Here is a 24538-nt window from a genome sequence, read left to right as displayed (position 1 = left end):
GATCCGCCGGGAGGCTCCCGTGAGCGAACGTCCCGAGGCGTGGCCGGTGCTGGACCACGCGGAACTGGGCCCCATGATCGAGTATGTGAACCGGGTGGTTCAGGTCGCGGGCAAGTACTCGCTGGACGACCCCTTCGAGGTCGGCTGGGGCAACATCGTGCTGGAGGTGACCCCGCGCGGGCTGCGCACGCCGACGTTCCGGCGGAACGGGGTGACCTTCACGGTGCACTACCGGCTGCTCGACGGTGACGTGGTGATCGAGACGGACGGTGCCGCCCGGACCCTGTCGCTGGGGCGGACCTCGGTCGCCGACTTCTACGAGCACTTCTGCCAGGCCGCGTCCAGGCTGGGCATCCCGCATCCGCGAAGCGCGCAGATCTGCGAGATCCCCGCCGCCCCGCCGAACTTCGAGGACGACCGGGTGGAGCGGGTGTGGGACGCGCACTCGGCGCGGCTGATGTGGGAGGCGTTCGACCTCGCGGCGGCCGGACTGGAGGCGTGGCAGGCCCCGTTCCTCGGGCACCGGCCGCGGGTCGGGGTGATGTGGGGCGGGTTCGACCTGTCGGCGACCCGGTGGCGCCCGAAGCGCACGGACCCCGGGCCCGAGGGGCCGCCGTTCATGCGCAACGCGCAGCTGCACGAGTACGTGTCGGTGGGGTTCTCCTTCGACAACACCCACGGCGACGGAAGCAGCCCGCTGGACATCGGCATGTACGCCTACATCTGGCCGCAGCCGGACGGCCTCACCGGCCGGTCCTGGGGTGTCGAGGGCGCCGACTGGCATCCGGACCTGGGCCTCGCGCTGCTGCCGTGGCAGAACCTGCGCCGACTGCCGGACCCGCACGGGGCGATCGTCCGGTTCGGCGACGCCGTGTACGACGCGGCCGTCCAGCGGGCGGACTGGCCGACCGATCTGGTCGGGCCGCGGGTCGACGGCTGGTACATGAGCGAGCACCAGCCGACCGAGCACACCGAGCAGGTGGGGCGGCAGGGCTGAGCGGACCGGGCGCGCCGGGGATCAGCCGCGCTGGTCCCCGGCGGCCGGGGGTTCGAGGCGCCGGTTCTCCGCCAGCAGCTCGTCGTACTTGTGGGACAGCTCCTCGTACCGTTCGTCGTCATCGTCGGAATTCCGCTTGCGACGACTCAGGACAAACAGCACGACCGGTCCGGTAATCATCGAGACGACCGGGATCAGCGCCCACCACGGCATGGTTGTTCCTCCCCTGCGCGGCCGTCACGGGAGGGCGCCGCGCCACTTCACCGGGAGGGTATGCCCTGGCAGGGCGCTCGCCAACACCGTTCGACGCAAAAGCCTTCGCGTCCCGTGTTCGTCATCAGGTGTTTCGCGTCAACCACTGGACGGACCGGCCGGTTCGCTTCTAAGTTCCCGTCTCAACAGATCACTTGTTCACGTCCTACACCCCTGGTGTGAACAAGTGCCCTGTCGTGCGAGGCAGTTGGTGCATCACTCACCGTGCGATGCGAAAGGCTGTGGTGAAGACCGGATTTCCCGCGCCCGACGGCGCCCTTCCCGATCAGCGGGCCGCCACGGCGCGTCCGGACCGCCCCCGCTTCCAGGTCCTCGGCCTGCTGGCCATCACCGACGGCCACGAGACCGTCGTCCTCCAGCCCTCCAAACCGACCTCTCTGCTGGCCGCCCTGCTGCTGCACCCCGGTGCCGTGGTCTCGGGCGAGCTGCTCCAGCGCGTGGTGTGGGGCGACCGGCCGCCGTCCGGTGGCAGATCCGCGCTGCACACCTGTGTCCTCAGACTGCGCCGTCTGTTCGCCAAGTACGGGGTCGCCGACCGTGCCATCGAGGCGGTGCCCGGCGGCTACCGGCTGCAGGCGGACGCCGACACCCTGGACCTCCTCCACTTCCGTGACCTGCTCGGCCGGGCCTCGGCCAGCGACGACCCGGAGGCCGCGCTGCGGCTGGCGCGGGCCGCGCTGGGACTGTGGAAGGGGCCCCTGCTCGGCAACGTCCACTCCGACGAGCTGCACCGCGACCACGTCCCGCGTCTCGCCGAGGAGCGGCTGCTCGCCGTGGAGCGGGTCTTCGACGGTGAACTCCGCCTGGGCAGGCACCGGGAGATGATCGCCGAGGCCCGTGAGGCGGTGCGCGTCCAGCCCGGTCACGAGGGCCTGTCGGCGTTGCTCATCGAGGCGCTGTACCGCTCGGGGCGCCGGGCCGAGGCACTCGCGGAGTACCGGCGCATCCACGCCCACCTCACCTCCGAGCTGGGGGTGGAGCCGGGTGCGGGCCTGCGCGGGCTCCAGCTCGCCGTACTGCGGGGCGAGCCGTACGGCGGGCGCCCCGCGCTGCCCGCCTCCGGTGTGCCGCCGTCGACGCCTGCCGGGACGCCGTCCGCCCTGGAGCGGGCCTCTCCCCCGGCGCCGGGCGCGCTGGTGCTGCGCGCACTGGTCGACGCCGGACTGCTGGAGGAGGACCCGTCGGGCCGCTACCGGGTCCACGACCTGCTGCGGCTCTTCGTCCAGGCGGCCGGCACCAGCCTCCCGGCCACCGCACCGCACGACCCGGCGGAGAATCCCCCACCCCCCGCCGACTGACCGCTCCCCCCGCCCTCTTTCCCGGAGGTTTCGCCAGCATGGTCCATGCTCCCTCGTCCCACGAGGAGATCGCCCGGTCGCGGCCCCGCATCCGCAGGGACGTCCTGTTCACCCGGACCCCGAACGGTGTGCTGTTCCACAACGCGCACGGCGGGTTCAACGTCGTCACCCAGTCCGCGTACCGCTTCGCCGCGCTGATCGTGCCCCATCTCGACGGGGAGCGGCGCGTGGAGGAACTCTGCGCCGGTCTGGGGGAGAAGCAGCGCGACATGGTGGTCCAACTCGTGCGCGCACTCTACGCGCGTGGTTTTGCCCGGGATGCCGGGCCGAGACCCACCGGCAGCACACTGTCGCCGCAGGTGACGGAGCGTTTCGCCCATCAGCTCGACTATCTGGATCATTACGCGGACGACGCGCACGGCAGGTTCGCCCGGTTCCGGGACACACCGGTCGCGGTGCTCGGTGCCGACGAGATGGCGCGCTGGGCCGCGCTGGGTCTGCTGCGCAACGGCTGCGCCACGGTGGGCATCACGGTCGAGGACGCGGCGGAGGGCGCCCTCGACCACGAGCCCCGGGGCACGGCGGATCTCGACGCGGAGGTCACCGGTCTCGCCGAGGCGGGCTGCGCGCCCACGCTGACCCGGCTGGGCGGCGGGACACTCGGCTGGGCCGACCTCGACGGCTGGGACACCGTGCTGGTGACCGGGCCCGACGCACCGCGTCAGCTGCTCCGGCTGCTCGGCGAGGGTGTACCGGACGGGCGGCGGCTGCTCGGGGCGTGGACGTTCGGACGGCGGGCGGTGGTCGGGCCGGTGATGACGGCCGGGACGCCGGGCTGCTGGTCCTGCGCGGCGCTGCGGCTGGGCGCGGGTGCCGACGCCGCCGACAGCGCCGAGCTGTGGGCCTCGCTGGGTCCGGCCGCGCCGCTGGGGGCGCCCGCGCGGGTGCCCACCGGGCCGCTCGCGGGGATGCTCGGCAATCTGCTGTCGTTCGAGGTGTTCCGGCTGGTGACGGAGGCGCTGCCCGCCGAGACCCGTAACCAGGTCGTCGTGCAGGATCTCGACTCCCTGGACGTGCTGGCCGAGCCGCTGCTGCCGCACCCCCGCTGCGCCTTCTGCGCCTCCGGTGAGCCCAAGGTCCCGGACGGGGCCGCGCTGCGGGTGCCGCACGCGGACGACGAGCCGGTGCCACCGCCCGCCGACGGCCCGGCCGACGAGGCGGCGGCCAAGGGGGCGCTGACCGCGCTGGAGCTGCGGGACGTCCTGGTCCGCGAGGCGGCCGGGGTCTTCGGCGGCTATGCCGACGACGACTGGGAGCAGACCCCGCTGAAGGTGAGCACCGTACGCCTGGGGGTCTCCCCCGGCCGGGTGCGGGAGGTCTCCGCGATCGACGTGCACCATGTGGCCGGGGCCCGGCTCGCCGCGCTGTTCCGGGGCGCCGAGGTGTACGCCGAGCATGTGGTGCCGCCTCGGGTCGGCGGCGAGGGGAGCCGGGTCGCGCCGGTCCAACTCGCCCTGTCCAGCGGGCTGGACGTGCCCCTGGATCAGGTCGCCGCGTGGTCGGAGGCGACCTCGCTGCTGGACGGGCGGACGGTGCTGGTGCCCACGGGCGCGGTGCGCGCCCTGGGCGGCTGGAACGACCAGGGCCTCTTCGAGCGCACCTCGGCGGGTACGGGCGCCGCGGGCACTCCCCGCGCCGCGCTGGCCCGCGCCCTGCGCTCCGCCCTGGCCCATGACGCCCTGCGCAGGGCGATCCGCCGGGCAGCCCCGGTCAGGCTGGTGGACCTCGATTCCCTCACCGGGGACGCGGAGTTGGTGTTCCTGCTGCGCTCGGCGGAGAACCTGGGCGTCGCGGTGGAGGTGCTGGACCTGACCAAGGGGGCGGCCGGACTGCCCGTGGCCCTGGCCCGCTGCACCGACCCGGAGAGCGGCCGAGTGCGCTGGGCGGCGGGCAGCGGTCTGCGTCCGCGCGAGGCGGTACTGGAGGCGCTGCGCGATCTGCTGGGCGCGGAGCAATTGCGGCGGGCCGGGGCGGAGCCGGATCTCGGTGACCCGCTGTGGGCCGACCTGGAGGCGGCCGCGCTGGTCGCCGAGGGCGAGCCGGTGCCGGTGAGCGCGGCCGGGACCGACTGGGGTGCGGTGCTGGACGCGCTGGCGGCGGCCGGGCGGGACGCGTTCGCGGTGCCGGTGACCGCGCCGGACCTGGCGGTGGGCGAGGTGCACGCGGTGCGAGTGCTGCTGACCGGTGGCGAGCCCGGTGCCCACTGACACGGAGGCGGCGCCGGTCGCCGTCGACGCGCCCTGGGACACGGTGTGCGCACGGCTGACCGCCGCGCTCGCCGCCCGCGTGCCCGGCCGCCCGGCCGAGGTGACGGCGCTGGGGGTCCGCGACGAACTCACCGATGCGGAAGTGGAGTTCGATTCGGACACGATCCCGGTGGGCTTGTATGGGCATCACGCCGTGGTCGGCCCGGTGGCTCCCGTGGAGGGGCGTGGCTGTCCGCGCTGTCTGGCCCGGCGCTGGCAGGCGGTGCGTGCCGGGTTCCTGCGGGACGCGCTGGAGCGGGGCGGGCCGACCGTCGCGGCCGGGACTCCGCCGTGGGGTGCCGACTTCGTGGTGGACGCGCTGGCCGCGCTCGTCTCGGCGGCGGACCGGCACCCGCGTGCCGTACGGCATCCGTGGGTGTGGCTGCTGGATCTGGAGACGCTGCGGGTCTCCCGGTTCCCGCTGGTGCCGGACGGTGAGTGTCCGTCCTGCGCGGGCCGCCCGGACGACACGGCCGAGGGTGCCCGGATCGCCCTGGAGCCCGCTCCGGAGCACACGCCGGGCAGCTTCCGTATCCGTCCGCTGTCCGCGTACGACCTGCCGGTGGAGGCGTTCGCCAACCCGGTGACCGGGATGCTCGGCCCGTCCGTGGCACCCGATCTGACCTCCGCCTCCACCTCGTCGGCGGTCGGCGCCTTCACCACCCGTTCCGGCGCCTACCTGCGCGAGTGCTACTGGGGCGGGCACACCGGGGCGTACGGCACGAGTGTGCGCGTCGGGCTGCTGGAAGGGCTGGAGCGGTACGCGGGGATGCGGGCCCGCGCGCGGCGCCCGGTCGTCACGGCCACGCTGGACGAGCTGGGGGACACGGCCATCGACCCCCGGATCACCGGGCTGTACCCGGACAGCTTCGACGCGGAGGCGGTCGGCGCGCCCCGCTTCGCGCCGGACCGGCCGATCGAGTGGGTGTGGGGCTGGTCGCTGCGCGACGCCCGGCCGGTCCTCGTGCCCGAGGTGGTCGCGTACTACCACGCGCCGGGCGGTATCCGGCGCCGGTTCGTGCAGGAGAGCTCCAACGGCTGCGCCTCCGGCGGGAGTCTGACCGAGGCCGTCCATCACGGGCTGATGGAGACCATCGAGCGGGACGCGTTCCTGCTCGCCTGGTTCGGCCGGGCCCGCCTGCCCGAGATCGACCCGGCGAGCAGCACCCGGCCCGCGACCCGCGCGATGGTGGACCGGCTGTCGATGTACGGGTACCGGGCGCGGTTCTTCGACACCCGGATCAGCTTCCCGGTGCCGGTGGTGACCGCCGTCGCCGAGCGGGTGGACGGCGGGCCAGGACTGCTGTGCTTCGGCGCGGGTGCCTCCCTCGACCCGGAGGACGCCCTCGCCGGCGGGCTGTGCGAGATCGCCACCGACTCGGTGAACCTGCGCCGCCGTACCGCCCGCGAGGAGCGGCGGCTGCGCCGGATGGCGGCCGACTTCGACGAGGTGCGGGTGCTGCACGACCATCCGCTGCTGTACGGGCTGCCGGAGATGGGCTGGTACACCGACTTCCTGCTGCGTGGCCGGGACGACGGGGAGCGGGTCCCGCTCGCCTCGCTCGCCCCGGACCGGCCCCGGCCCCGCCCGGCGGATCTGCGGGCGGACGTGGAGTCGGTAGTGGCGGAGGTGACCGCGCGCGGGTTCGATGTGGTGGTGGTCGACCAGACGGCGCCGGAGCAGCGGGAGTCGGGGCTGAGCACGGCCAAGGTGCTGGTGCCCGGTCTCCTCCCGATCGACTTCGGGTGGAGCCGTCAGCGCGGCCCGTGGCTGCCCCGTACCCGTACGGCGCTGCGGGAGGCCGGGCTGCGTACGGCCGATCTGACGCCGGACGACCTCAACCCGGCCCCGCATCCCTTCCCCTGACCGCCCCGCGGCCGAAACGCGGCACAACGAAATCCTGGGCGCCCGGCCCGAGCCGCCGGGCGCCCGCCACAGACGAGCTGACTAGGGAGTGACCATGGGATACGCCCATGAGTACGCGACCGCGGTGATGCGGCGGGGCAGAACCCCCATGGAACCGGCCGACTTCGTGCCGGACTGGGCCGACCGGCCCCGCAAGGGCAAGTACTTCCCCGGCGTGCCCTCCTTCCCGCTGCCCGACGGCGGCTGCGCGGACGACGCCACGCTGGGCCGGGGCCTGTTCGGCGAGCCGGGCACGGGCGCGTTCACCCTGCCCCTGCTGGGCGCGATGCTCCGGGACTCCTACGGGCTGACCGGACGCCGACTGGCCGTGCAGGCCAACACGGACCTGGGTTCGCTGCCGTTCCACACCCACGCCAACTGGTCGCGGGGCACCGCCTCGGGCGGCGGCCTGTACCCGATCGGCGTGCACTGGGTGACCGGCGCGAGCGGCCCGCTCACCCCGGGCGTCTACTACTACGACACCCCGCACCACCGGCTGAACCGGCTGCTGTCGGGTGACGTCACCGGCGAAGTCCGGTCCGCCCTGCGCGACTTGACGGAGGCCGCCACCGACCAGTTCCTGGTGCTCGGCGTGACCTTCTGGCAGAACGCCTTCAAGTACAACAGCTTCTCCTACCACGCCGTGACGATGGACATCGGCGCCCTGCTGGAGACCTGGCGGATATGGGCGCGGGCGCACGGGCTGCGGCTGGGCACCGCCCTGTGGTTCGACGAGCCGCGCATCGGGGGGTTGCTGGGCCTGGACCCTGCGGAGGACGGGGTGTTCGCCGTGGTGCCGCTGCGCTGGGACGCGCCCGCGCCGGAGGAGGCCGCCCCCCGGACACCGGGGGCGGCGGTTCGGCGGGTGCCGGACGAGCGTTCGCGGCGGACGCTGACCTTCCCCACCCTCGACCGGGTGCACACCGCCACGCTGGAGGGTGCCGCCGACCGGCCCGCCCCCGGCAGGCTGGACCCGGCGCTCGCGGCTCCGGCGGGGCCCGGCGAGCGGGTACCGCTGCCCGATCCGGCGCCGCTGGACACCACCGTGCGGCGGGCGCTGCGCGAACGGCGCAGCAGCTTCGGCCGGTTCACCGCGGGGGCGCCGCTGGATCCGGCCAAGCTGGCGGTGACGCTCGCGGCCGCCGTCACGGCCGCCACGCTGGACAGCGACGTGGAGACACCGGGCGGGGCGCCGCTGACCCGGTTCCACGTCTTCGTCAACCATGTCCGCGACGTACCGCCCGGCCTGTACGAGTACGACCGGGACACCGGCGAGCTGGTGCTGCTGAAGTCCGGGGAGTTCGGGGCGTTCCTCCAGGAGAACTACTTCCTCGCCAACTACAACCTGGAGCAGGCGGCCGCCGTCCTGGTGCCGGTGGCGCGGACGTACGCCGTGCTGGACGCCGTGGGCGACCGGGGGCTGCGGCTGGTCAACGCCGCCGTGGGCGCCATCGCCCAGGCCGTGTACACCGCCGCCTCCGCCGCCGGGACCGGCTGCGGGGTCGCGTTGGGCTTCGACTGCGTGTCGTACGCGGAGGAGTTCGGGGTGGCCGACCGGGGCGAGGTGCCGCTGCTGATCATGATGATCGGCGAGGAGCGGCCCCGGCCCGCCGACTACCGCTACGACATCGTCGCCCCATGACCCGCCCGACCGACCGTCTCCTGCCCGGTCCGCGGGAGTTCCGACACGAGAGGGGCAGCACGGTATGAGCCCGGCCAGCACAGTCGCCGAGACCACTGTGACCCTGCACGACCGTTTCATGCTGCGCGTGGCCGGGCTCCCGGCCGAGACCGTCGAGGTGCTGCGCGCCCCGGAGACCGCCGACTGGGCCGCGCGCACGGCGGCCGAGGAGGACAGGCTGCGCGCACTGGGCGCCCGGCTGAGCGATCCGCTCTCGGCCGCGGTCGGCGCAACCGAGGACGCGGCGCTGCGCCGCCGCCTGCTCGCGCTGCGCCGCCAGGTGTTCAACAATCGTCTGCCCGCCGACCTCCCGGCCGCCCGCGACCTCGCTTCCGGACTCGACGGCGACACCGGCACGGACCTCACCGCCTGGCTGGACGCGCGCCTGCGCTGGGAGGAACTGCGCGCCGAGGGCGAGACGGTGATCGGTGGCGCGCTGGCCCGCACCCGCGACGCGTTGCGCGGACTGGCGCTGGACGACCGGCTCCGCCGGGGCCTTCTGCTGGCCTCGCCCACGCTGGAGGAGCGGCTGGACGCGTTCGCCGCCGACCGGAACCCGGCACCGGGCAAGCGGGCCCGCAAGATGGAGCGTTCGCTGCTGTCGTACCTGTATCGGACCGCCTGCAAGACCAGCCCGTTCAGCACGCTGACCGGGGTCGCGCTCGGCGGTTTCGCCGAGGGCGGCGACCTGGCGGAGGTGGGCGACGCCTGGACGAGCCACCCCCGGCTGAACGTGGTCGTCCTCTCCCGGCTCGCCGAGCTGATCGTGGCCGACCCGGCCCGCCGCGCCGACCTGCCGGTGGCGCCCGCCTCGGGCTGGAAGCTCGACGACGACCGGGTGCGCTATGTCCGGCGGGCGGTCACGGCGGGGGACGACAGCGCGCCGGTGAGTTTCGACGCCGCCCAGGACCGGCTGTTCTTCCTCCGCAGGCAGGGTGCCCTGGACGGGATGCTGACGCTGCTGCGCGACACCGAGGGCACGCTCACCCACGGCGACCTCGCGCGCTGGCTGGCCGCGACCACGGGCGCCGGGGAGGAGGAGGCGGGCCACTATCTGACCGCGCTGCGCGACCTGGGCATGCTCCAGCTCCCTTCCCTGGACACGAGCGTGCACAGTCCCGACCCGCTGCGCGCCTTCCAGCGGGCGCTGCGCGGGCTGGGGGTGGCCTGGGCGGACACCGTCGCCGCCCGGCTGGACGGCCCGGCCGAGGCGGTCGCCCGGTACGGGGCCGCCGACGTGCCCACCCGGCGCGCCCTCCTCACCGGACTACGTACCGAACTCAGCTCCCTCCAGACCGACTTGGGTGCCGAACGCCCCGTACTCCCGCAGACGCTGCTCTACGAGGACGTGTCGGCGGGCACCACCAGCGCGCCGCTCACCGACTGGGCCGAGCCGGTCGCCGCGCCGCTGCGGTCGATCGGCCGGGTGCTGCCCGCCTTCGACGTGGCACTGCCCCAACGGCTCACACTCAAGGGCTTCTTCATCGCCCGGTACGGACGCGGTGGCCGCTGCGAGGACCTGTTGCGGCTGGTCCACGACTTCCACGAGGACATCTTCCGCCAGTACCTCCAGTTCACGGCGGCCAAGGACGGCTACCTCCCGGACGGCAGCCACGCCCCGGAGGAGAACTGGCTCGGCGTTCCGGAGATCACCGCCGTCGACCGGGCCCGCGCCACGCTGACCGCCCGGATGCGGGAGCGCTGGGCCGAAATCCCCGCCGATGCCGAGGAGTTCGTCCTCGACGACGTGACCGTGGACGAGATGGCCGACGCGCTCGGCACGGCCGCGCCCGTCTTCCGCCCGCAGAGCCACTTCCTCCAGCTGGCCCGCCGCGAGGATGGTCCGCTGGCGGTGCTGAACAACTCCTACGGCGGCCTGTGCTTCCCCTTCACCCGCTTCACGCACTGCTTCGACGGTACGGACGGGCTCACGGGCGCCCTGCGGGACGGGCTCCGTGCGGTGCCGCCGTCCGGCGCGGTCCTCGCCGAGGTGACGGCCGGTGCCGCGACCACCAACCTCAATCTGCACGGCAGGCTGACCGACTACGAGATCGTCTGCCCCGGCGAGAACAGCACCGCCCCCGAGGAGGCCCGGCTCCACCTGGACGATCTGTACGCCGTGCACGACGAGTCCGAGGACCGGCTGCTGCTGCGCTCGCGGCGTCTGGACCGTGAGGTCGTCCCCGTCTACCTCGGCTATCTGGTGCCGATGGTGCTGCCCGAGATCCCGCGCACCCTGCTGCTGTTCTCCCCCACCTCCCGCTCGGTGCCGGACGTGTGGCGCGGGGTGCCGACCGGGGAGGCGGTGGACGGCGTCACCCGGCGCCCCCGCGTCCGCCACCACGCGCTGGTCCTCCAGCGGCGCTCCTGGACCGTCGCCGACGGCCACCTCCCGCTGCGGGCACCCGGCACCGCCGACGCCGACTGGTATCTCGCCTGGCACCGCTGGCGTGTCCGGCACGGCCTGCCCGCCCGCGTGTTCGCCACCGTCCACGAGGAGACGGCGGACGGCCAGGGCGCCGCCTGGTTCGGCGGGTCCAAACCGCAGTACGTGGACTTCGAGAGCCCGCTCTCGCTCACCGCGCTGGAAGGGCTCCTCGCCGGGAAACGGGCCCGGACCGTCTTCGAGGAGATGCTCCCCGCCGAGGACGAACTGCACGTCACCTCACCGCGCGGGCGGCACGTCGCCGAACTCGCCGTCGAACTGCTGCCCGTCCGACCTGAGAAGGACGCCACCCCATGACCGCTCCCACCGAAGCCTCCGCCCTGCCCGGTCAGGCGCCCGGCGAGTGGCTGGCCGTCCACGTCTTCTACGCGGCCAGCCCCCGCCCGCTGCTCCTGAACTGCGTTCGGCCGCTGGTCGACGCCCTCACCGAGGAGGGCCTGCTCGCCGGGTACTTCTTCATCAACTACTGGCTGGAGGGCCCGCATCTGCGGCTGCGCCTGAAGCCCGCTCGCGCCGCCGACGCCGACCTGGTCCGGGAGCGGGCGCACACCGCGCTGGAGACGTTCCTGCGCGAGCGGCCCGCGCTGTACGAGGTGAAGGACGGCTTCTTCGCCGACCTCTACGAGACCCTGTTCGCCCTGGAGTTCGGCGACCAGGAACGCTCGGGGTACCTGGGCCCGGACGGCCGGATGCTGCTGCGCCCCAACAACTCCTTCGAGGACCGCCCCTACGAGCCCGAGTACGGCAAGTACGGCGGCCCGGCCGGGATCGAGCTGGCGGAGTGGCACTTCCAGCACTCCAGCGACCTGGTCATCGAGGCCGCCCGCTCGATGAACCTCCATCTGCGCACGGTGCTGCTCGGGCTGTCCGCCCAGCTGATGATGGTGATGTCCGGGACGTTCCTGCGGGACGACGAGGCCCTGCTGGCCTTCCTGGACCGCTACCACACCTTCTGGAACCGGGCGTTCTCCAGCACCAACTACACCGCCGACGAGGGCTACGACCGCGCGTACACCGCGATGGGCGCGAGTCTGCCCGGCCGCTTCCGGGACATCCGGGACGCGGTCGCGGCGGGCGAGACCGGGCGGCTCCCGGCGTTCCTGCGCGGCTGGGCCGAGCACTGCGCCGAGCTGCGCGACCGGGCGACGGCGCTGACCCGTGACGGCGAGCTGGTGTTCCGCTCCTGGGACGGCACCCGCGACCTGCGCCCCACCGACCCGGCCCAGGCACTGCCGATGCTGCTGTCGCCGTATCTGCACATGACCAACAACCGGCTGAGCACGACCGTGCGCGACGAGGCGTTCCTGTCGTACGTACTCGCTCGCGCCCTGCGGGACGGCGGCGCGAAGAGCGCCGAGGGCGACGCAGGTGCCTCCCTGGCGGGCTGGCGCCGCGGGGGTGAGGGGTGACTACCGGCACGTTCCTCGCCAGCCGCCCCCGGGTGCGCCCCGACCTGGTGGCCGGGCCCCGGCTGGTGCGCGGTGCGGCCCGTATCCATCTGCTGAAGGACCCGCGTACCGGGCGGCGGCTGGAGCTGGGCCCGAAGGAGCACTTCCTGATCACCCGGCTGGACGGTTCCCGGACGCTGGAGGAGATCGGCGGGGAGTACGCGGGCGCGTTCGGTGCCCGGCTCGGGGAGGCGCAGTGGGGGCAGTTGCTGCGGCTGCTGCACGGCCGGGGTCTGCTGGAGGGCTCCCCCGCGCCGTCCGCGGCGCCCCCGGCCGGACCCGAGCGGCCGCCGAACGGGATGCTGGCCGGGCGGACCCGGATGGTGTCGGACGCGCCCGCGCTGATGGACCGGCTGCACCGGCTGACCGCGCCCGCGCGACGACCGGCCGTGCTGGCGGTGCTGACCGCGCTGGCGGTGGGTGTGTTCGTCGCGGTCGTGGTGCAGGCCGGGACGCTGTGGCGGCAGACGGAGGAGGCGGCACGGCAGCCGGTGCTGCTGTTCGCGATCGGCTGTGTGCTGTGGTGCGGGCTGGCCCTGCACGAGCTGGCGCACGGGCTGTTCGCGCGGGCCTGGGGCGGCCGGGTCACGGAGATCGGGCTGCGCTGGATCTGCTTCGCCACCTATCTGTACTGCGAGGTGGAGGACGTCCAGTTCCTCGGCGGCCGGGCCCGGAAGGTGGCCACGGCGTGCGCGGGCGTCTTCGCGAACCTGCTGTTCCTGGTGCCGTTCTACCCGGTGTGGGCGCTGCTCCCGGCCGACGCCCAGGCCCGGCCCGCGCTGGGGGCGCTGCTGCTGCTCGGCACCGTCCTCGGCGTGGCCAACCTGCTGCCGCTGCCCCCGCTGGACGGCTACAAGGCGCTCGGGCACGCGCTCGGCGTCTCCGGGCTCTCCGAGGGCGCCCGCACCTTCACCGGGCTGGCCGTGCGGGCGCTGTTCCGGCGCGGTCCGGGCATCGCCGCGTACCCGGCGCGGCTGCGGCTGCTGTACGGCGGGTTCGCGCTGCTGACGGCGGTGCAGAGCGCGGCGCTGCTGGTGCTGTGCGGGGCCGTGCTGCGGGCGATGCTGCCGGACGGTCTGGCGGTGCTCGCCTGGTCGCTGCCGCCCGCGCTGCTCGCCGCCGTCCTGCTGCTGTGGGCGCTGGGCGGGCTCGGCCGGCGCCTGCGGGACCGGCGTACCACCGGGGCGGCTCCAGCCGCCTCCCCCACCCCCGAACCGGGGCGGCAAGCCCCTTCCGCGGTAACCCAGTTGAGGAAAGGCGAGATGAGCGCACCCGACAGCAGGACGGAACCCGCCCCGAGCGGCGCCCGCACCGAGACCGTCGTCGCCCTGGACGGCGTCAGCAAGCGCTACGGGGAGGTGACGGCGCTCGACGGCGTCTCCCTGGAGGTGCGGCACGGTGAGTTCTTCGGCATCCTCGGGCCGAACGGCGCGGGCAAGACCACCCTGGTGGAGATCGTGGAGGGCATGCGGGAGGCCGACTCGGGCAGTGTCGCCGTGTTCGGGCAGAGTCCCTGGCCGCGCGACATCGCGCTGCTGGCCCGGATCGGCGTACAGACGCAGGCGTCGGCGTTCTTCGCCCGGCTGACGGCGGGCGAGCATCTGCGCACGGTGGCCGCGCTGTACGGCATGGCACCGGAGGCGGCGAGGACGGCGCTGGAGCGGGTCGGGCTGACCGAGAAGGAGAACGCGCGGGTCGACCATCTCTCCGGCGGCCAGCGGCAGCGGCTCGCGGTGGCCACCGCGCTGCTCAACGAGCCGGAGCTGATCTTCCTGGACGAGCCTACGGCCGCCCTCGACCCGGAGGCGCGCCGTGAACTGTGGGAGCTGCTGCGGTCGTTGCGCTCGGAGGGGCGCACCATCATCTGCACCACCCATTATCTGGACGAGGCCGAGGCGCTGTGCGACCGGGTGGCGATCATCGCCGGGGGCCGGGTCGTCGCACTGGACTCGCCCCGCAACCTGATCCGCGCCCTGGCCGCGCCGACCCGGCTGCTGGTGCCCGCCGACAAGGTCTCCCCCGAGGCCGCGCTCGCGCTGACGGGCGTGGACCGGGCCACCGTCCAGGGCGCCGACCTGGTGATCGAGACGACGGTGCCGAACCGGGTGCTGCCCGCGCTCGGCGACCTGGTGGACATCGACTCGGTCTCCGTGCGCACCCCCACCCTCGAAGACGCCTACCTCTCGCTGACCGGCACCGGATCGGAGCACCACCGTTGAGCGCCTACGCCGCCCTGACCAGGGCCACCTATGTCGCGAGCGTGCGCGACAAGACGACCCTCTTCTTCACCTTCGCCTTCCCGCTGGCCTTCCTGGTGCTGTTCGGTCTGATCTTCCAGGGGGACAAGGTCAATGGCGGGCTGGCCTCCATCAACTACATCGCGCCGGGCGTGCTGTCCTGGGGTGTGGGCAACGCGGCCGTGTTCTCGGTGGGGTTCGCGCTGATGCAGTGGCGCCGGGATGATCTGCTGCGGCTGATCTGGCGCACCCCGACCCCACTGCGCACCCTGATCGCCTCGCGGTGGACGGTGGCGATGGGGGTGGCGCTGGCGCAGACCGTGCTGTTCACCGCCGTCGCCCTGCTGCCGTTCTTCGGGCTCAAGCTGATGGGCCCGTGGTGGGCGGCGCTGCCGCTGCTGGTGCTGGGGGTGACCGCGTTCCTCGCCATGGGGCTGGTGGTCGGCAGCCTGGCGGACACCCCGGAGGCGGTCGCGGCCATCGCCAACCTGGTGATGGTGCCGATGGCGTTCCTGTCCGGCTCGTTCTTCCCGGACGATCTGATGCCGGGCTGGCTCCGCACGGCCGCCAAGGTGCTGCCGCTGCACTATCTGAACGACGGTCTGACCGACGCCATGGGCGGCCGTGGCGACCTGGGCGACATCGCGCTGGACTGCGCGGGCCTCGCCGTGTTCGCCCTGGTCTTCGGGGTGGTCGCCACCCGGATCTTCCGCTGGAGCAACCGGACATGACGACGACGATGACCGCGCTGGAGGCCGCGCGGGCGGACCTCCAGGCCCGGCTGGCGGCACGCGCGACCGCCGCCGGGGTGCCCGCGCCCGCCGTCTCCCGGATCGGCGACAGCAACGTGCTCGGCACGGCCGCGCACCCTGTCGGCCCGGCCGCCGTGCACCTGACCGCGCAGGCCGTGCTGCTCGGCCCGTGGGGCGGCACCGCGGCGGCCGGTCCGGCCTGCGGCACCTGTCTGGCGATGCGGCGGCAGCGGCTGCGCACCCGCACCGAGCGGGAGGCGCTGGAGACCGGCACGGAGACCACGGCGGCCGGGGTCTGGCCGGTGCTGCCGGACCACACGGTGGACGCGGTGTGGTCGCTGCACCGGCTGATCGCCTCCGGCGCCGCCCGGCACTCCGCCGAGGGCCCGGACGCCGAGCTGCCCCAGGTCACCGAGGTCGACCTGGAGACGCTGCGGGTGCGGACGTTCCCGCTGCTGCCGGAACCGATGTGCCCCCACTGCCGTCCGTTCGCCGAGGAGGCGGAAGCGCGCGCGGCGGCGGAGGCGACCCTGCCCGCGCCGGGCCCGCTGCCCAAGCCGCGCCCGGACTCCTACCGGTTGCGCCGGGCGTCGGACCATCCTTTGCCGGTGAAGGCGCTGGCCAACCCGGTGTGCGGGGTGCTCGGCGGCGGCACCTGGATCGACGTCACCTCCCCCACCACCGCGCCGGTCGCGGGCAGCGTCTTCATGCGGGGGTACGCCGGTCTCACCGACGTCACCTGGAGCGGCCAGGCCAACTCCTTCGCCGACAGCCGCGACCTGGCCTTCCTGGAGGGCCTGGAACGGTACGCGGGCACCCACCGCCGACACCGCGCCCCGGTGGTGACGGCCTCCCTGGAGGAGCTGGGCGACCGCGCCCTGGACCCGCGTACGTGCGGGCTGTACGGACCGCGCACCTACGCCGAGGACCCGATGGTCGAGCCCTTCGACCCGGCCCGGCCGATCCCGTGGGTGACGGGCTGGTCGCTGCGGGACGGCCGCCCGGTGCTGGTCCCGGCCCGGCTGGTCTACTACAGCGCGGGCACGGCCGCCGACAACTTCGTCTTCGAATGCTCCAACGGCTGTGCCACCGGCAGCAGTTGGGAGGAGGCGGTGTTCTTCGGGCTGCTCGAACTCATCGAGCGGGACGCCTTCCTGCTCGGCTGGTACGGCGATCTGCCACTGCCCGAGATCGACCTGGACTCGGTGCGCTCGCCGAGCGTGCGCGCGATGGTGGCACGGGCCGCGCTCCAGGGCTACGACGTGCACGTCTTCGACAACCGGGTGGACCTGCCGGTGCCCGTGGTCACCGGGCTCGCGGTGCGCCGCGACGACGCGCCGGGCTCGCTGGCGTTCGCGGCGGGCGCGTCCTTCGACCCGGAGACGGCCGTGGAGTCGGCGGTCTCCGAGATCCTCACCTACATCCCGCACCTGCCCGGCCAGGTCGCCGAGCGGCCCGCCGAACTCGCTTCCATGGCCGAGGACTTCGACCTGGTGAAGCGGCTCCCGGACCACGCGGCGCTGTTCGGGCTGCCCGCGATGCGCGTGCACGCCACCGGCTATCTGAAGCCGCCCCGCACGGCCCCGCTGGAGGAACTGTTCGCCGGGTGGGAGGAGCGGCGGCCGCGCACCGGGGACCTCCGTGACGATCTGCTGCTGGTGCGGGACCTGTTGGGCGAGGCGGGGTGCGAGGTGATCGCCGTCGACCAGACCACTCCCGAGCAGCGCCGGATGGGGCTGCGCACGGTCGCCACGCTGGCTCCGGGGCTGCTGCCGATCGACTTCGGCTGGCTCAGGCAGCGGGCGCTCACCATGCCGAGGCTGCGTACCGCGCCGTACCGGGCGGGCATGGTCCCGGCGCCGCTCGATGAGGAGGAGTTGCGGCGGGTGCCGCATCCGTTCCCGTGAGCGGGGCAGGCGTACCGCTCGTCGGTGCGCGGGCCGTCAAGGGGCCCGCGCACACCGGCGGTCCCCGGCGCGCCGTGGCGGGCCGGGGACCGTGGGTGCGAACGCCTGGGTCAGGCGGTGCAGGAGGTGGTGCTGGTGGTGCTGGAGCAGGTGCTGGTGGAGGAACAGCTCGTCGACGAACCGAGCATGACCTCGCTGGCGTCCGAGTAGTCGGTGATCTCGAAGGTCTCCGACTCCAGGTCCAGGATCTCCTGGGCGAGGGAGGCGAGGTTGTTGTCAGCCATGATGGCTCCTTCCGGGTCAGGTGACCTGCGGCCGGCCGGGACGGCCCCGTCCGGTGGTGCGCTGAACCAGCCGGAGGAGCGTCCCCCCGACATCTCCCTTTCTACGCGCGTCCGACACCAACTCCCTTACCGATGGCTGTCACTTCGCTGACACCCCCGTACGACGACCCTCTGGAGTCCCCGCCGTGAGCAGCGACCAGTCCCGTCCGTCCGTGACCGTGGGCGGTGGTGTGCCGCCCGGTCTGGACGCCCTGCTGGCGTCCACCGCCGAGCTGTATCTCGACCTGCACCGGCACCCCGAGCTGTCCGGCGCGGAGGAGCGCACCGCCGCCACGTTCGCGGACCGGCTGACGGCCGACGGCTTCCGGGTGCTGCGCGGGGTCGGCGGCCACGGGGTCGCCGCCGAACTCGTCAACGGCGACGGCCCGGCCGTGCTGCTGCGCGCCGAGCTGGACGCGCTGCCGGTGGCCGAGGAGACCGGCGTGCCGTACGCCAGCACCGCGACCGCGCCGGGCCCGGACGGGCGGCCGGTGCCGGTGATGCACGCCTGCGGCCATGACGCCCATCTGGCGTGCGCGGCCGCCGCCGCCCGCTGGCTCGCCGGGCACCGGGACCGCTGGCGCGGCACCCTGCTGGTCGTCGGGCAGCCCGCCGAGGAGACGCTGAGCGGTGCCCGCGCGATGCTGGAGGACGGCCTGTACGACCGGATCACCGCGCCGGACGTGGTCCTCGCCCAGCACACCGCCGCGTTCCCGGCAGGAATGGTGGCGCACGCGGACGGGCCGCTGATGGCGGGCAGTGTGACGCTGGAGGTGGTGTTCGAGGGGGACGGCGGGCACGCGGCCACCCCGCATCTGACGGCCGATCCGCTGCTCGCGGCGGCCGGTGCGGTGACCCGGCTCCCGGCCGTCGCCGCCCGCGAGACGGACCCGGCCGAGCGGCTGGTGGTCACCGCGTCCTCGTTGCGGGCCGGGGACACCGGGCGCTCGGGGAACGTGATCGCCACCCGCGCCGAGCTGCGGGTCACCGTCCGCGCCCTCTCGGAGGCGGCGCTCGTGCGGGGCACGGCGGCGGTGGAGCGGGTGGTGCGCGCGGAGGCCGCGTCGGCTGGGCTGCCGCCCCGGGTCACCGTGCGCGAGCTGGCCCGCTCCGGCGTCACCCGCCCCGATCCGGGTGTCACGGCGGCCGTCCGCGCCGCCCACCAGGGGGCGTTCGGCGCCGCCCGCGTCACCGGCTGGCCCGCCTCCGCGGCGACCGAGGACTTCCCGCTGCTCACCGGCGCGGGCGGCCATCTGCACGGCCGTCCCGGCATCCGGGGTGCCTACTGGATGCTCGGCTCGGTCGGCCCCACCCAGTGGGCGGCCGCCCCCGGCACCGGCCCGGCGGAGAAGTTCCGGAGCCTGCCGAACAACCACTCCCCCCGCTTCCTGCCCAGCGTCCGCCTCACCCTGGACACCGGCACGGCCGCGCTGGTGACGGCGGCCCTGGCCCAACTGGGCCCGGCGGCGGGGTGAGCGCGATGCGCGTGGCCCGGATCACCATCCGAATGCCGGACGGTACCGGCGGCGGGCGGTCACGGCCCGTAGGCTGACCGTGCAGCTGGTTCGCCCCGTCCGCCAGACGGGGTGTCGTAAGAGGGAACCCGGTGGGAATCCGGGACTGCCCCGCAGCGGTGAACGGGAACGACCGCCGTCATACGCACTGGGTCCGACGCACGGACCTGGGAAGCGACGGCCATTAGGTGTCCTCCTGGTGAGGACGCGCCCGTGAGTCCGAAGACCTGCCATCTGCCCGTGCGCGACCCGTTCGCGTACGGAGTTCCGGTGACCTCGAGGGCGGGTCGGCGTACGCATAGGGACGGACCACCGCGTCGCGCGGGCCGGGCCGCCTGGTCGTCACCCCTTCACGTGCTCGTCCCGTCGCCGGGACCTCAGGGATTCATCTCGTGAAGGAGATCTCCGTGACACCGAAGTCCGCAGCCGCGGCAGCACGGTCCACCGTGTACGGCTACCCGCGTCAGGGCCCGGACCGGGAACTGAAGAAGGCCATCGAGGGCTACTGGAAGGGCCGCGTCACCGCCGACGCCCTCCGGGCCACCGCGGCGGGCATCCGCCGCGCCAACTGGCAGGCGCTCGCCGAGGCGGGCATCGACGAGGTCCCGACCGGGGACTTCTCGTACTACGACCACGTGCTGGACACCAGCGTCATGGTCGGCGCGATCCCGGCCAGGCACCGGGCGGCCGTCGCCGCCGACCCGCTGGACGGCTACTTCGCCATGGCGCGCGGCACGCAGGACGTGCCGCCGCTGGAGATGACCAAGTGGTTCGACACCAACTATCACTATCTGGTGCCCGAGTTGGGCCCGGACACGGTGTTCTCCGCCGACTCCGCCAAGCAGGTCGCGGAGCTGAAGGAGGCCCTCGCGCTGGGCCTCGCCGCCCGGCCGGTGCTGGTCGGTCCGGTGACCTACCTGCTGCTGGCCAAGCCCGCGCCCGGTGTCCCCGCCGACTTCGATCCGCTGACCCTGCTGGACCGGCTGCTCCCGGTGTACGCCGAGGTGCTGGCCGATCTGCGCGCGGCCGGGGCGGAGTGGGTGCAGCTGGACGAGCCCGCGCTGGTGCAGGACCGTACCCCGGCCGAGCTGAACGCGGCCGAGCGCGCCTACCGGGACCTGGGCGCGCTCACCGACCGGCCGAAGCTGCTGGTCGCCTCCTACTTCGACCGTCTCGGCGAGGCGCTGCCGGTGCTGGCCAAGGCGCCGGTGGAGGGGCTGGCGCTGGACTTCACCGAGGCCGCCGCCGCCAACCTGGACGCGCTCGCCGCGGTCGGCGGGCTGCCCGGCAAGCGGCTGGTGGCCGGTGTGGTCGACGGTCGCAACATCTGGGTCAACGACCTGTCGAAGTCCCTGGCCACCCTGGGCACCCTGCTCGGGCTGGCCGACCGGGTCGACGTCGCCGCCTCCTGCTCCCTGCTGCACGTGCCGCTGGACACCGCCCCCGAGCGGGACATCGAACCGCAGATCCTGCGCTGGCTGGCCTTCGCCCGGCAGAAGACCGCCGAGATCGTCACCCTGGCCAGGGGGCTGGCGCGCGGCACGGACGCGATCGCCGCCGAACTCGCCGCGAACCGGGCCGACCTGGCCTCCCGCACCGGCTCCCCCATCACCCGTGACCCGGCCGTCCGGGCCCGCGCGGAGGCCGTGACGGACGCGGACGCCCGCCGCGCCCAGCCGTACCCCGAGCGGGCGGCCGCCCAGCGGGCCCACCTCGGGCTGCCGCTGCTGCCGACCACCACGATCGGCTCGTTCCCGCAGACCGGCGAACTGCGCACCGCCCGCGCCGACCTGCGCGCGGGCCGGATCGACACGGCCGGGTACGAGGAGCGCATCAAGGCGGAGATCCAGGAGGTGATCTCCTTCCAGGAGAAGACCGGCCTGGACGTCCTGGTGCACGGCGAGCCCGAACGCAACGACATGGTGCAGTACTTCGCCGAACAGCTCACCGGCTACCTCGCCACCCAGCACGGCTGGGTCCAGTCCTACGGCACCCGTTACGTGCGTCCGCCGATCCTGGCCGGTGACATCTCCCGCCCCGAGCCGATGACGGTGCGCTGGACGACGTACGCCCAGTCGTTGTCCGACCGCCCGGTCAAGGGCATGCTGACCGGACCGGTGACCATGCTCGCCTGGTCCTTCGTCCGCGACGACCAGCCGCTCGGGGACACCGCCCGGCAGGTGGCGCTCGCCCTGCGCGACGAGGTGAACGACCTTGAGCAGGCGGGCACTTCGGTGATCCAGGTGGACGAGCCCGCGCTGCGCGAGACGCTTCCGCTGCGCGCCGCCGACCGGGCCGCCTACCTGGCCTGGGCGACGGAGGCGTTCCGGCTGACCACGGCGGGCGTCCGGCCGGACACCCAGGTCCACACCCACATGTGCTACGCCGAGTTCGGTGACATCGTGCGGGCCATCGACGACCTGGACGCCGATGTCATCAGCCTGGAGGCGGCCCGCTCGCACATGCAGGTGGCCCGCGAACTGGCCGCGCACGGCTACCCGCGCGAGGCGGGTCCGGGGGTGTACGACATCCACTCCCCGCGTGTGCCGAGCGCCGAGGAGGCGGCCGAGCTGTTGCGTACGGGGCTGAAGGCGATCCCCGCCGAGCGGCTGTGGGTGAACCCGGACTGCGGGCTGAAGACCCGCGCCTGGCCGGAGACGCGGGCGTCGCTGGAGAACCTGGTGACGGCGGCCCGTACCGTGCGGGGTGAACTGGGTTAGTCCGACCGTCCGTTCGTCCCGGCCCCGTGGTGGGGCCGGGGCGCGTTCTCTTCCTCAGGAGGTTTCCCGGGTGACCAGTCGGCTGGTGCTCGTCCCGCCCGCGATCGGGGTCGCCCTGCGAGAGGCCCGCTTCTACGACGGTTCCTCGTCCATCGACGAGGCGGGAGCCGCTCGGGCGCGGGCGGCGGCGGGAGCGGTGCCGGAGGCGGCGCGGGTCGTGCTGTCGCCCGGCGCGCGGTGCCGGGAGACGGCCGGGGCGCTGGGGCTGCGGGGCGTGGTGGCGGCTGAGCTGGCGCCGTTGGACGCCGGGCGGTGGCGGGGGCGCGCGCTGGCGAAGGTCGCGGCGGCCGAGGGGGAGGCGCTGGCCCGGTGGCTGGCCGACCCGGAGTGCGTGGCGCCGGACGGGGAGTCGGTGCGGGCGGTGTGCGCGCGGGTGGGGCGCTGGCTCGCGTCGCTGCCCGAGGGCCGTACGGTCGCCGTGGTGGAGCCCGACGTGGTGCGGGCGGCCGTGGTGCACGCGCTGGGGCTGCCCGCCGAGGCGTTCTGGCGGCTGGACGTGGCGCCACTGACCGCGACGGAGCTGTCCGGGCGGGCCGGGCGCTGGAACCTGCGGCTGGGACGCCCGCTCGCGGCCGACTGAAGAGGGCCCCCGGAAGTTTCCGGGGGCCCTTCGGCTCAGTGGGAGGCGGCGACCGCCCGGCCCGTGTCGCGGGCCGCTGCGGGCCGCGGATTCAGCAGCCGCTCGGCCAACTCACCGAAGAGAAGGCCGAATCCGGCCCACAGCACCGTCTGAATGGCCAGCGCGGAGAGGCGGAACCGCCACAGCAGGGTGGCCGGGAAGTCGTGCGGCACCTCGTTGATGACCGGCAGGAAGGTGTACGCCAGCCCGATGGCCACGGCGAAGACGGCCACGGCGGCGAAGGTCGCGTACCAGTTGCCCAGGCGCGGGGCGAGCCGCTTGCCGAGCAGGGTCGCGCCGACCGCCAGCAGCACGCTGAGCAGCATCATCAGGAAGTACAGCGTGGTGCGCTTGCCGATGGTGTCCGGGTCGCCGACCGAGGGCGGGTTCGCCGGGTACTTCAGGAACGGCACGACGTACACGGCGAGCAGCGCGGTGCCGGACAGCAGCAGCGCGGTCGCGCGGGGGCCGAAGCGGCCGACGCGGCCGAGCGCGAAGCAGAAGGCGAGCGCGGCGATGCCGCCGAAGGCGACCCCGTAGACGAGGACGCCGGTGGCCAGTCCGGCGGTGGACTGGAGCGAGCGGGAGACGACTTCGACCTCGTGCTCGTGGGAGTGGTGGCCCTCGAAGCTGATGGCGCTGTCCACGCTGGGCTCGCCGAGGAAGTACGCGGCGATCAGGGCGAGCACTCCGGCGCCGAGGCCGGCGAGCATGCCCCGCACGAGGAGGTTTCTCACGGTTGCGGAGTTCATGGTGTGTGCGGCGTCCCTCGCGTCAGTGGCAGGGGAAACCGAGCAGGTGGCGGGCGTCGTGCACCCACTCGTGGACGTCCGTGCCGTTGAACACGGAGGTGGCGCCCTGCTCGGCGCCGACGAAGTACAGCAGGACCAGCATGAGGACGCCGAAGAAGACCGCCCAGGGCGCTATCTCCTTCAGCGGCAGGGTGGCGGGAGCGGCCGGGTTTCCGGCGGTCGGCTGAGCGACGGTCTGCGCCATGGCAGTACCTCCTCTGGGAGTTCGCGTCCCATCTCGGTGGTGCACAGGACGACGGCCACGGGTCTGACTCGCGCGCCCCCTTGCGGGACCGCGCACACAGTGGCGCGACCGTGCCGGTTTCCCACCGGCTTCCGTTTCGCCGTCGTCGATATCGCCCCGACGGTACCGCGTGCGCTCTGCCTGGCCAAGACCACGCACCCTCGGGTGATCTTCCTCTCCCGAAGGTGCGTCGCCGGGGGTGCGGGTCAGAAGTCGTCGGCGCCGTTGCGCAGTTCGGTCGTCCAGTAGCCGGTGAGCGTCTTGGCGGGGTCGACGGCGAGGCCGCCGCCTGCCGACGAGTTCACCGCGATGACGGTGGAGTCGCCCTGCAGCACCAGCTGGAACGCGTTCACCACCTCGTTGTCCTCGTCCACTCCGCCGTCGGAGAGCTTGACCAGGACGAACGCCGGGTCACCGGGGTTCAGCACCGTCGGCACGGCGGGCTTGCTCTTGGCCACGGACGGCACGTCCTGCTTGTGGCTCTCCAGGAACTGGATGTGCGGGAAGCTCGCCATCTCGCACCGGTGGCCGGAGGTGTTCCGCGCGGTGAGGATGATGTGGGTGTAGGGCGGCCCGTCCTGGCGCTCGGAGCTGACCTTGACGTCCTGGGCGCGGCAGAGGGGGGTGGCGGCGGTGCCCTTCTTGGCCGCGGAGGAACCGGTGCCCGTCTTGTGCGCGGTCCCGACGGCGGTGCTGGTGCCCTTGGTGGCGGTACCGGTGTCGGTGCTCGTACCGGCCGCGGGCGCGGAAGCGGTGGCGGAGGCAGCGGCGGAGGCCGTGTCCTGGGCGACCGGCGCGCCCTCGGCCTTGGTGCCCTCGCCGCTCTGGCAGGCGGTCAGGGACAGGGCGAGCGCGGCGGAGGCGGCGACGGAGAAGAGGGCCGTGCGGCGCGATGCGTTCATGATGATTTCCCCCGGGAGGTGAAACGTCGACAACGGCCCTTTCCGGCCGCCGGTCAGCCTCTGACCTGCTGACATCCCCACTCTCACCGCCGCCGCTCACGTCCCACTGACGTC

General features: G+C 73.9%; 18 protein-coding genes and 2 riboswitches. Of the genes, 13 read left to right on the top strand and 5 right to left on the bottom strand.

The window, feature by feature from the left end:
- The first annotated feature begins 19 nt into the window (after positions 1–19).
- Positions 20–997: a DUF5996 family protein gene (locus ACIPPM_RS29445; protein WP_401453251.1), complete on the top strand. Its 978-nt coding sequence runs from the start codon at positions 20–22 to the stop codon at positions 995–997.
- Between the two features lie 21 nt (positions 998–1018).
- Here ACIPPM_RS29445 and ACIPPM_RS29440 read toward each other — a convergent pair whose 3' ends face one another.
- On the bottom strand, positions 1019–1210 hold the full coding sequence (locus ACIPPM_RS29440; RefSeq protein ID WP_393597672.1) for a hypothetical protein: 192 nt from the start codon (positions 1208–1210) through the stop codon (positions 1019–1021).
- Positions 1211–1479: 269 nt separating this feature from the next.
- On the opposite strand from ACIPPM_RS29440, the gene ACIPPM_RS29435 reads away from it, so the two are divergent.
- From ACIPPM_RS29435 to ACIPPM_RS29395, 9 genes are all read left to right on the top strand, one after another.
- Positions 1480–2568 (top strand): BTAD domain-containing putative transcriptional regulator, encoded by a 1089-nt coding sequence (locus tag ACIPPM_RS29435; protein WP_401453248.1) that lies wholly within the window; start codon positions 1480–1482, stop codon positions 2566–2568.
- A 38-nt stretch (positions 2569–2606) separates the two neighbouring features.
- A complete protein-coding gene (locus ACIPPM_RS29430) occupies positions 2607–4835 on the top strand; it encodes a TOMM precursor leader peptide-binding protein (RefSeq protein ID WP_401453246.1) in 2229 nt (742 codons plus the stop codon).
- The gene (locus tag ACIPPM_RS29425; protein ID WP_401453244.1) at positions 4825–6741 is read left to right on the top strand and encodes a TOMM precursor leader peptide-binding protein; all 1917 of its coding nucleotides are present in this window, start codon (positions 4825–4827) and stop codon (positions 6739–6741) included. Before ACIPPM_RS29430 ends, ACIPPM_RS29425 begins: the two co-directional genes overlap by 11 nt.
- 94 nt (positions 6742–6835) lie before the next feature.
- Entirely contained in the window at positions 6836–8422 is a 1587-nt protein-coding gene (locus tag ACIPPM_RS29420; protein WP_401453242.1) for a nitroreductase family protein, read from the top strand.
- Positions 8423–8486: 64 nt separating this feature from the next.
- On the top strand, positions 8487–11204 hold the full coding sequence (locus tag ACIPPM_RS29415) for a lantibiotic dehydratase (RefSeq protein ID WP_401453240.1): 2718 nt from the start codon (positions 8487–8489) through the stop codon (positions 11202–11204).
- Positions 11201–12316 carry a lantibiotic dehydratase C-terminal domain-containing protein gene (locus tag ACIPPM_RS29410; RefSeq protein WP_401453238.1) on the top strand — a complete coding sequence of 372 codons (1116 nt, stop codon included), beginning with the start codon at positions 11201–11203 and terminating at the stop codon, positions 12314–12316. The genes ACIPPM_RS29415 and ACIPPM_RS29410 overlap by 4 nt, the downstream gene beginning before the upstream one ends.
- Entirely contained in the window at positions 12313–14574 is a 2262-nt protein-coding gene (locus tag ACIPPM_RS29405) for an ATP-binding cassette domain-containing protein (protein ID WP_401453236.1), read from the top strand. The genes ACIPPM_RS29410 and ACIPPM_RS29405 overlap by 4 nt, the downstream gene beginning before the upstream one ends.
- The gene (locus tag ACIPPM_RS29400) at positions 14571–15323 is read left to right on the top strand and encodes an ABC transporter permease (RefSeq protein ID WP_401453234.1); all 753 of its coding nucleotides are present in this window, start codon (positions 14571–14573) and stop codon (positions 15321–15323) included. The genes ACIPPM_RS29405 and ACIPPM_RS29400 overlap by 4 nt, the downstream gene beginning before the upstream one ends.
- A complete protein-coding gene (locus ACIPPM_RS29395; protein ID WP_401453232.1) occupies positions 15320–17251 on the top strand; it encodes a TOMM precursor leader peptide-binding protein in 1932 nt (643 codons plus the stop codon). Before ACIPPM_RS29400 ends, ACIPPM_RS29395 begins: the two co-directional genes overlap by 4 nt.
- A 110-nt stretch (positions 17252–17361) precedes the next feature.
- Here ACIPPM_RS29395 and ACIPPM_RS29390 read toward each other — a convergent pair whose 3' ends face one another.
- Positions 17362–17535, bottom strand: a complete 174-nt coding sequence (locus ACIPPM_RS29390; protein WP_018548797.1) for a thiazolylpeptide-type bacteriocin — start codon at positions 17533–17535, stop codon at positions 17362–17364.
- A gap of 185 nt (positions 17536–17720) precedes the next feature.
- On the opposite strand from ACIPPM_RS29390, the gene ACIPPM_RS29385 reads away from it, so the two are divergent.
- From ACIPPM_RS29385 to ACIPPM_RS29375, 3 genes are all read left to right on the top strand, one after another.
- A complete protein-coding gene (locus ACIPPM_RS29385; protein ID WP_401453230.1) occupies positions 17721–19049 on the top strand; it encodes an amidohydrolase in 1329 nt (442 codons plus the stop codon).
- Between the two features lie 69 nt (positions 19050–19118).
- Positions 19119–19338, top strand: a riboswitch (cobalamin riboswitch).
- A gap of 157 nt (positions 19339–19495) precedes the next feature.
- Positions 19496–21808: a 5-methyltetrahydropteroyltriglutamate--homocysteine S-methyltransferase gene (metE, locus tag ACIPPM_RS29380; protein ID WP_401453228.1), complete on the top strand. Its 2313-nt coding sequence runs from the start codon at positions 19496–19498 to the stop codon at positions 21806–21808.
- Between the two features lie 70 nt (positions 21809–21878).
- Complete coding sequence (locus tag ACIPPM_RS29375) at positions 21879–22448, top strand: histidine phosphatase family protein (protein ID WP_401453226.1); 570 nt, start codon at positions 21879–21881, stop codon at positions 22446–22448.
- A gap of 35 nt (positions 22449–22483) precedes the next feature.
- Here the strand turns inward: ACIPPM_RS29375 and ACIPPM_RS29370 are convergent, their stop codons facing one another.
- The 3 genes from ACIPPM_RS29370 to ACIPPM_RS29360 all read right to left on the bottom strand — a co-directional run bounded on the left by ACIPPM_RS29370 (position 22484) and on the right by ACIPPM_RS29360 (position 24424).
- Complete coding sequence (locus ACIPPM_RS29370) at positions 22484–23239, bottom strand: CbtA family protein (RefSeq protein ID WP_401453224.1); 756 nt, start codon at positions 23237–23239, stop codon at positions 22484–22486.
- A 22-nt stretch (positions 23240–23261) separates the two neighbouring features.
- The gene (locus ACIPPM_RS29365) at positions 23262–23483 is read right to left on the bottom strand and encodes a CbtB-domain containing protein (protein ID WP_130330563.1); all 222 of its coding nucleotides are present in this window, start codon (positions 23481–23483) and stop codon (positions 23262–23264) included.
- A 35-nt stretch (positions 23484–23518) separates the two neighbouring features.
- Positions 23519–23668, bottom strand: a riboswitch (cobalamin riboswitch).
- A gap of 60 nt (positions 23669–23728) precedes the next feature.
- Positions 23729–24424, bottom strand: coding sequence for a DUF4232 domain-containing protein (locus tag ACIPPM_RS29360; protein ID WP_401453222.1), 696 nt, complete (start codon positions 24422–24424; stop codon positions 23729–23731).
- Positions 24425–24538: the final 114 nt, after the last annotated feature.

This window comes from Streptomyces sp. NPDC090119 (assembly GCF_044747085.1).
Classification (GTDB): Bacteria; Actinomycetota; Actinomycetes; order Streptomycetales; family Streptomycetaceae; genus Streptomyces.
This window is presented reverse-complemented; position numbering and strand designations above follow the sequence as displayed.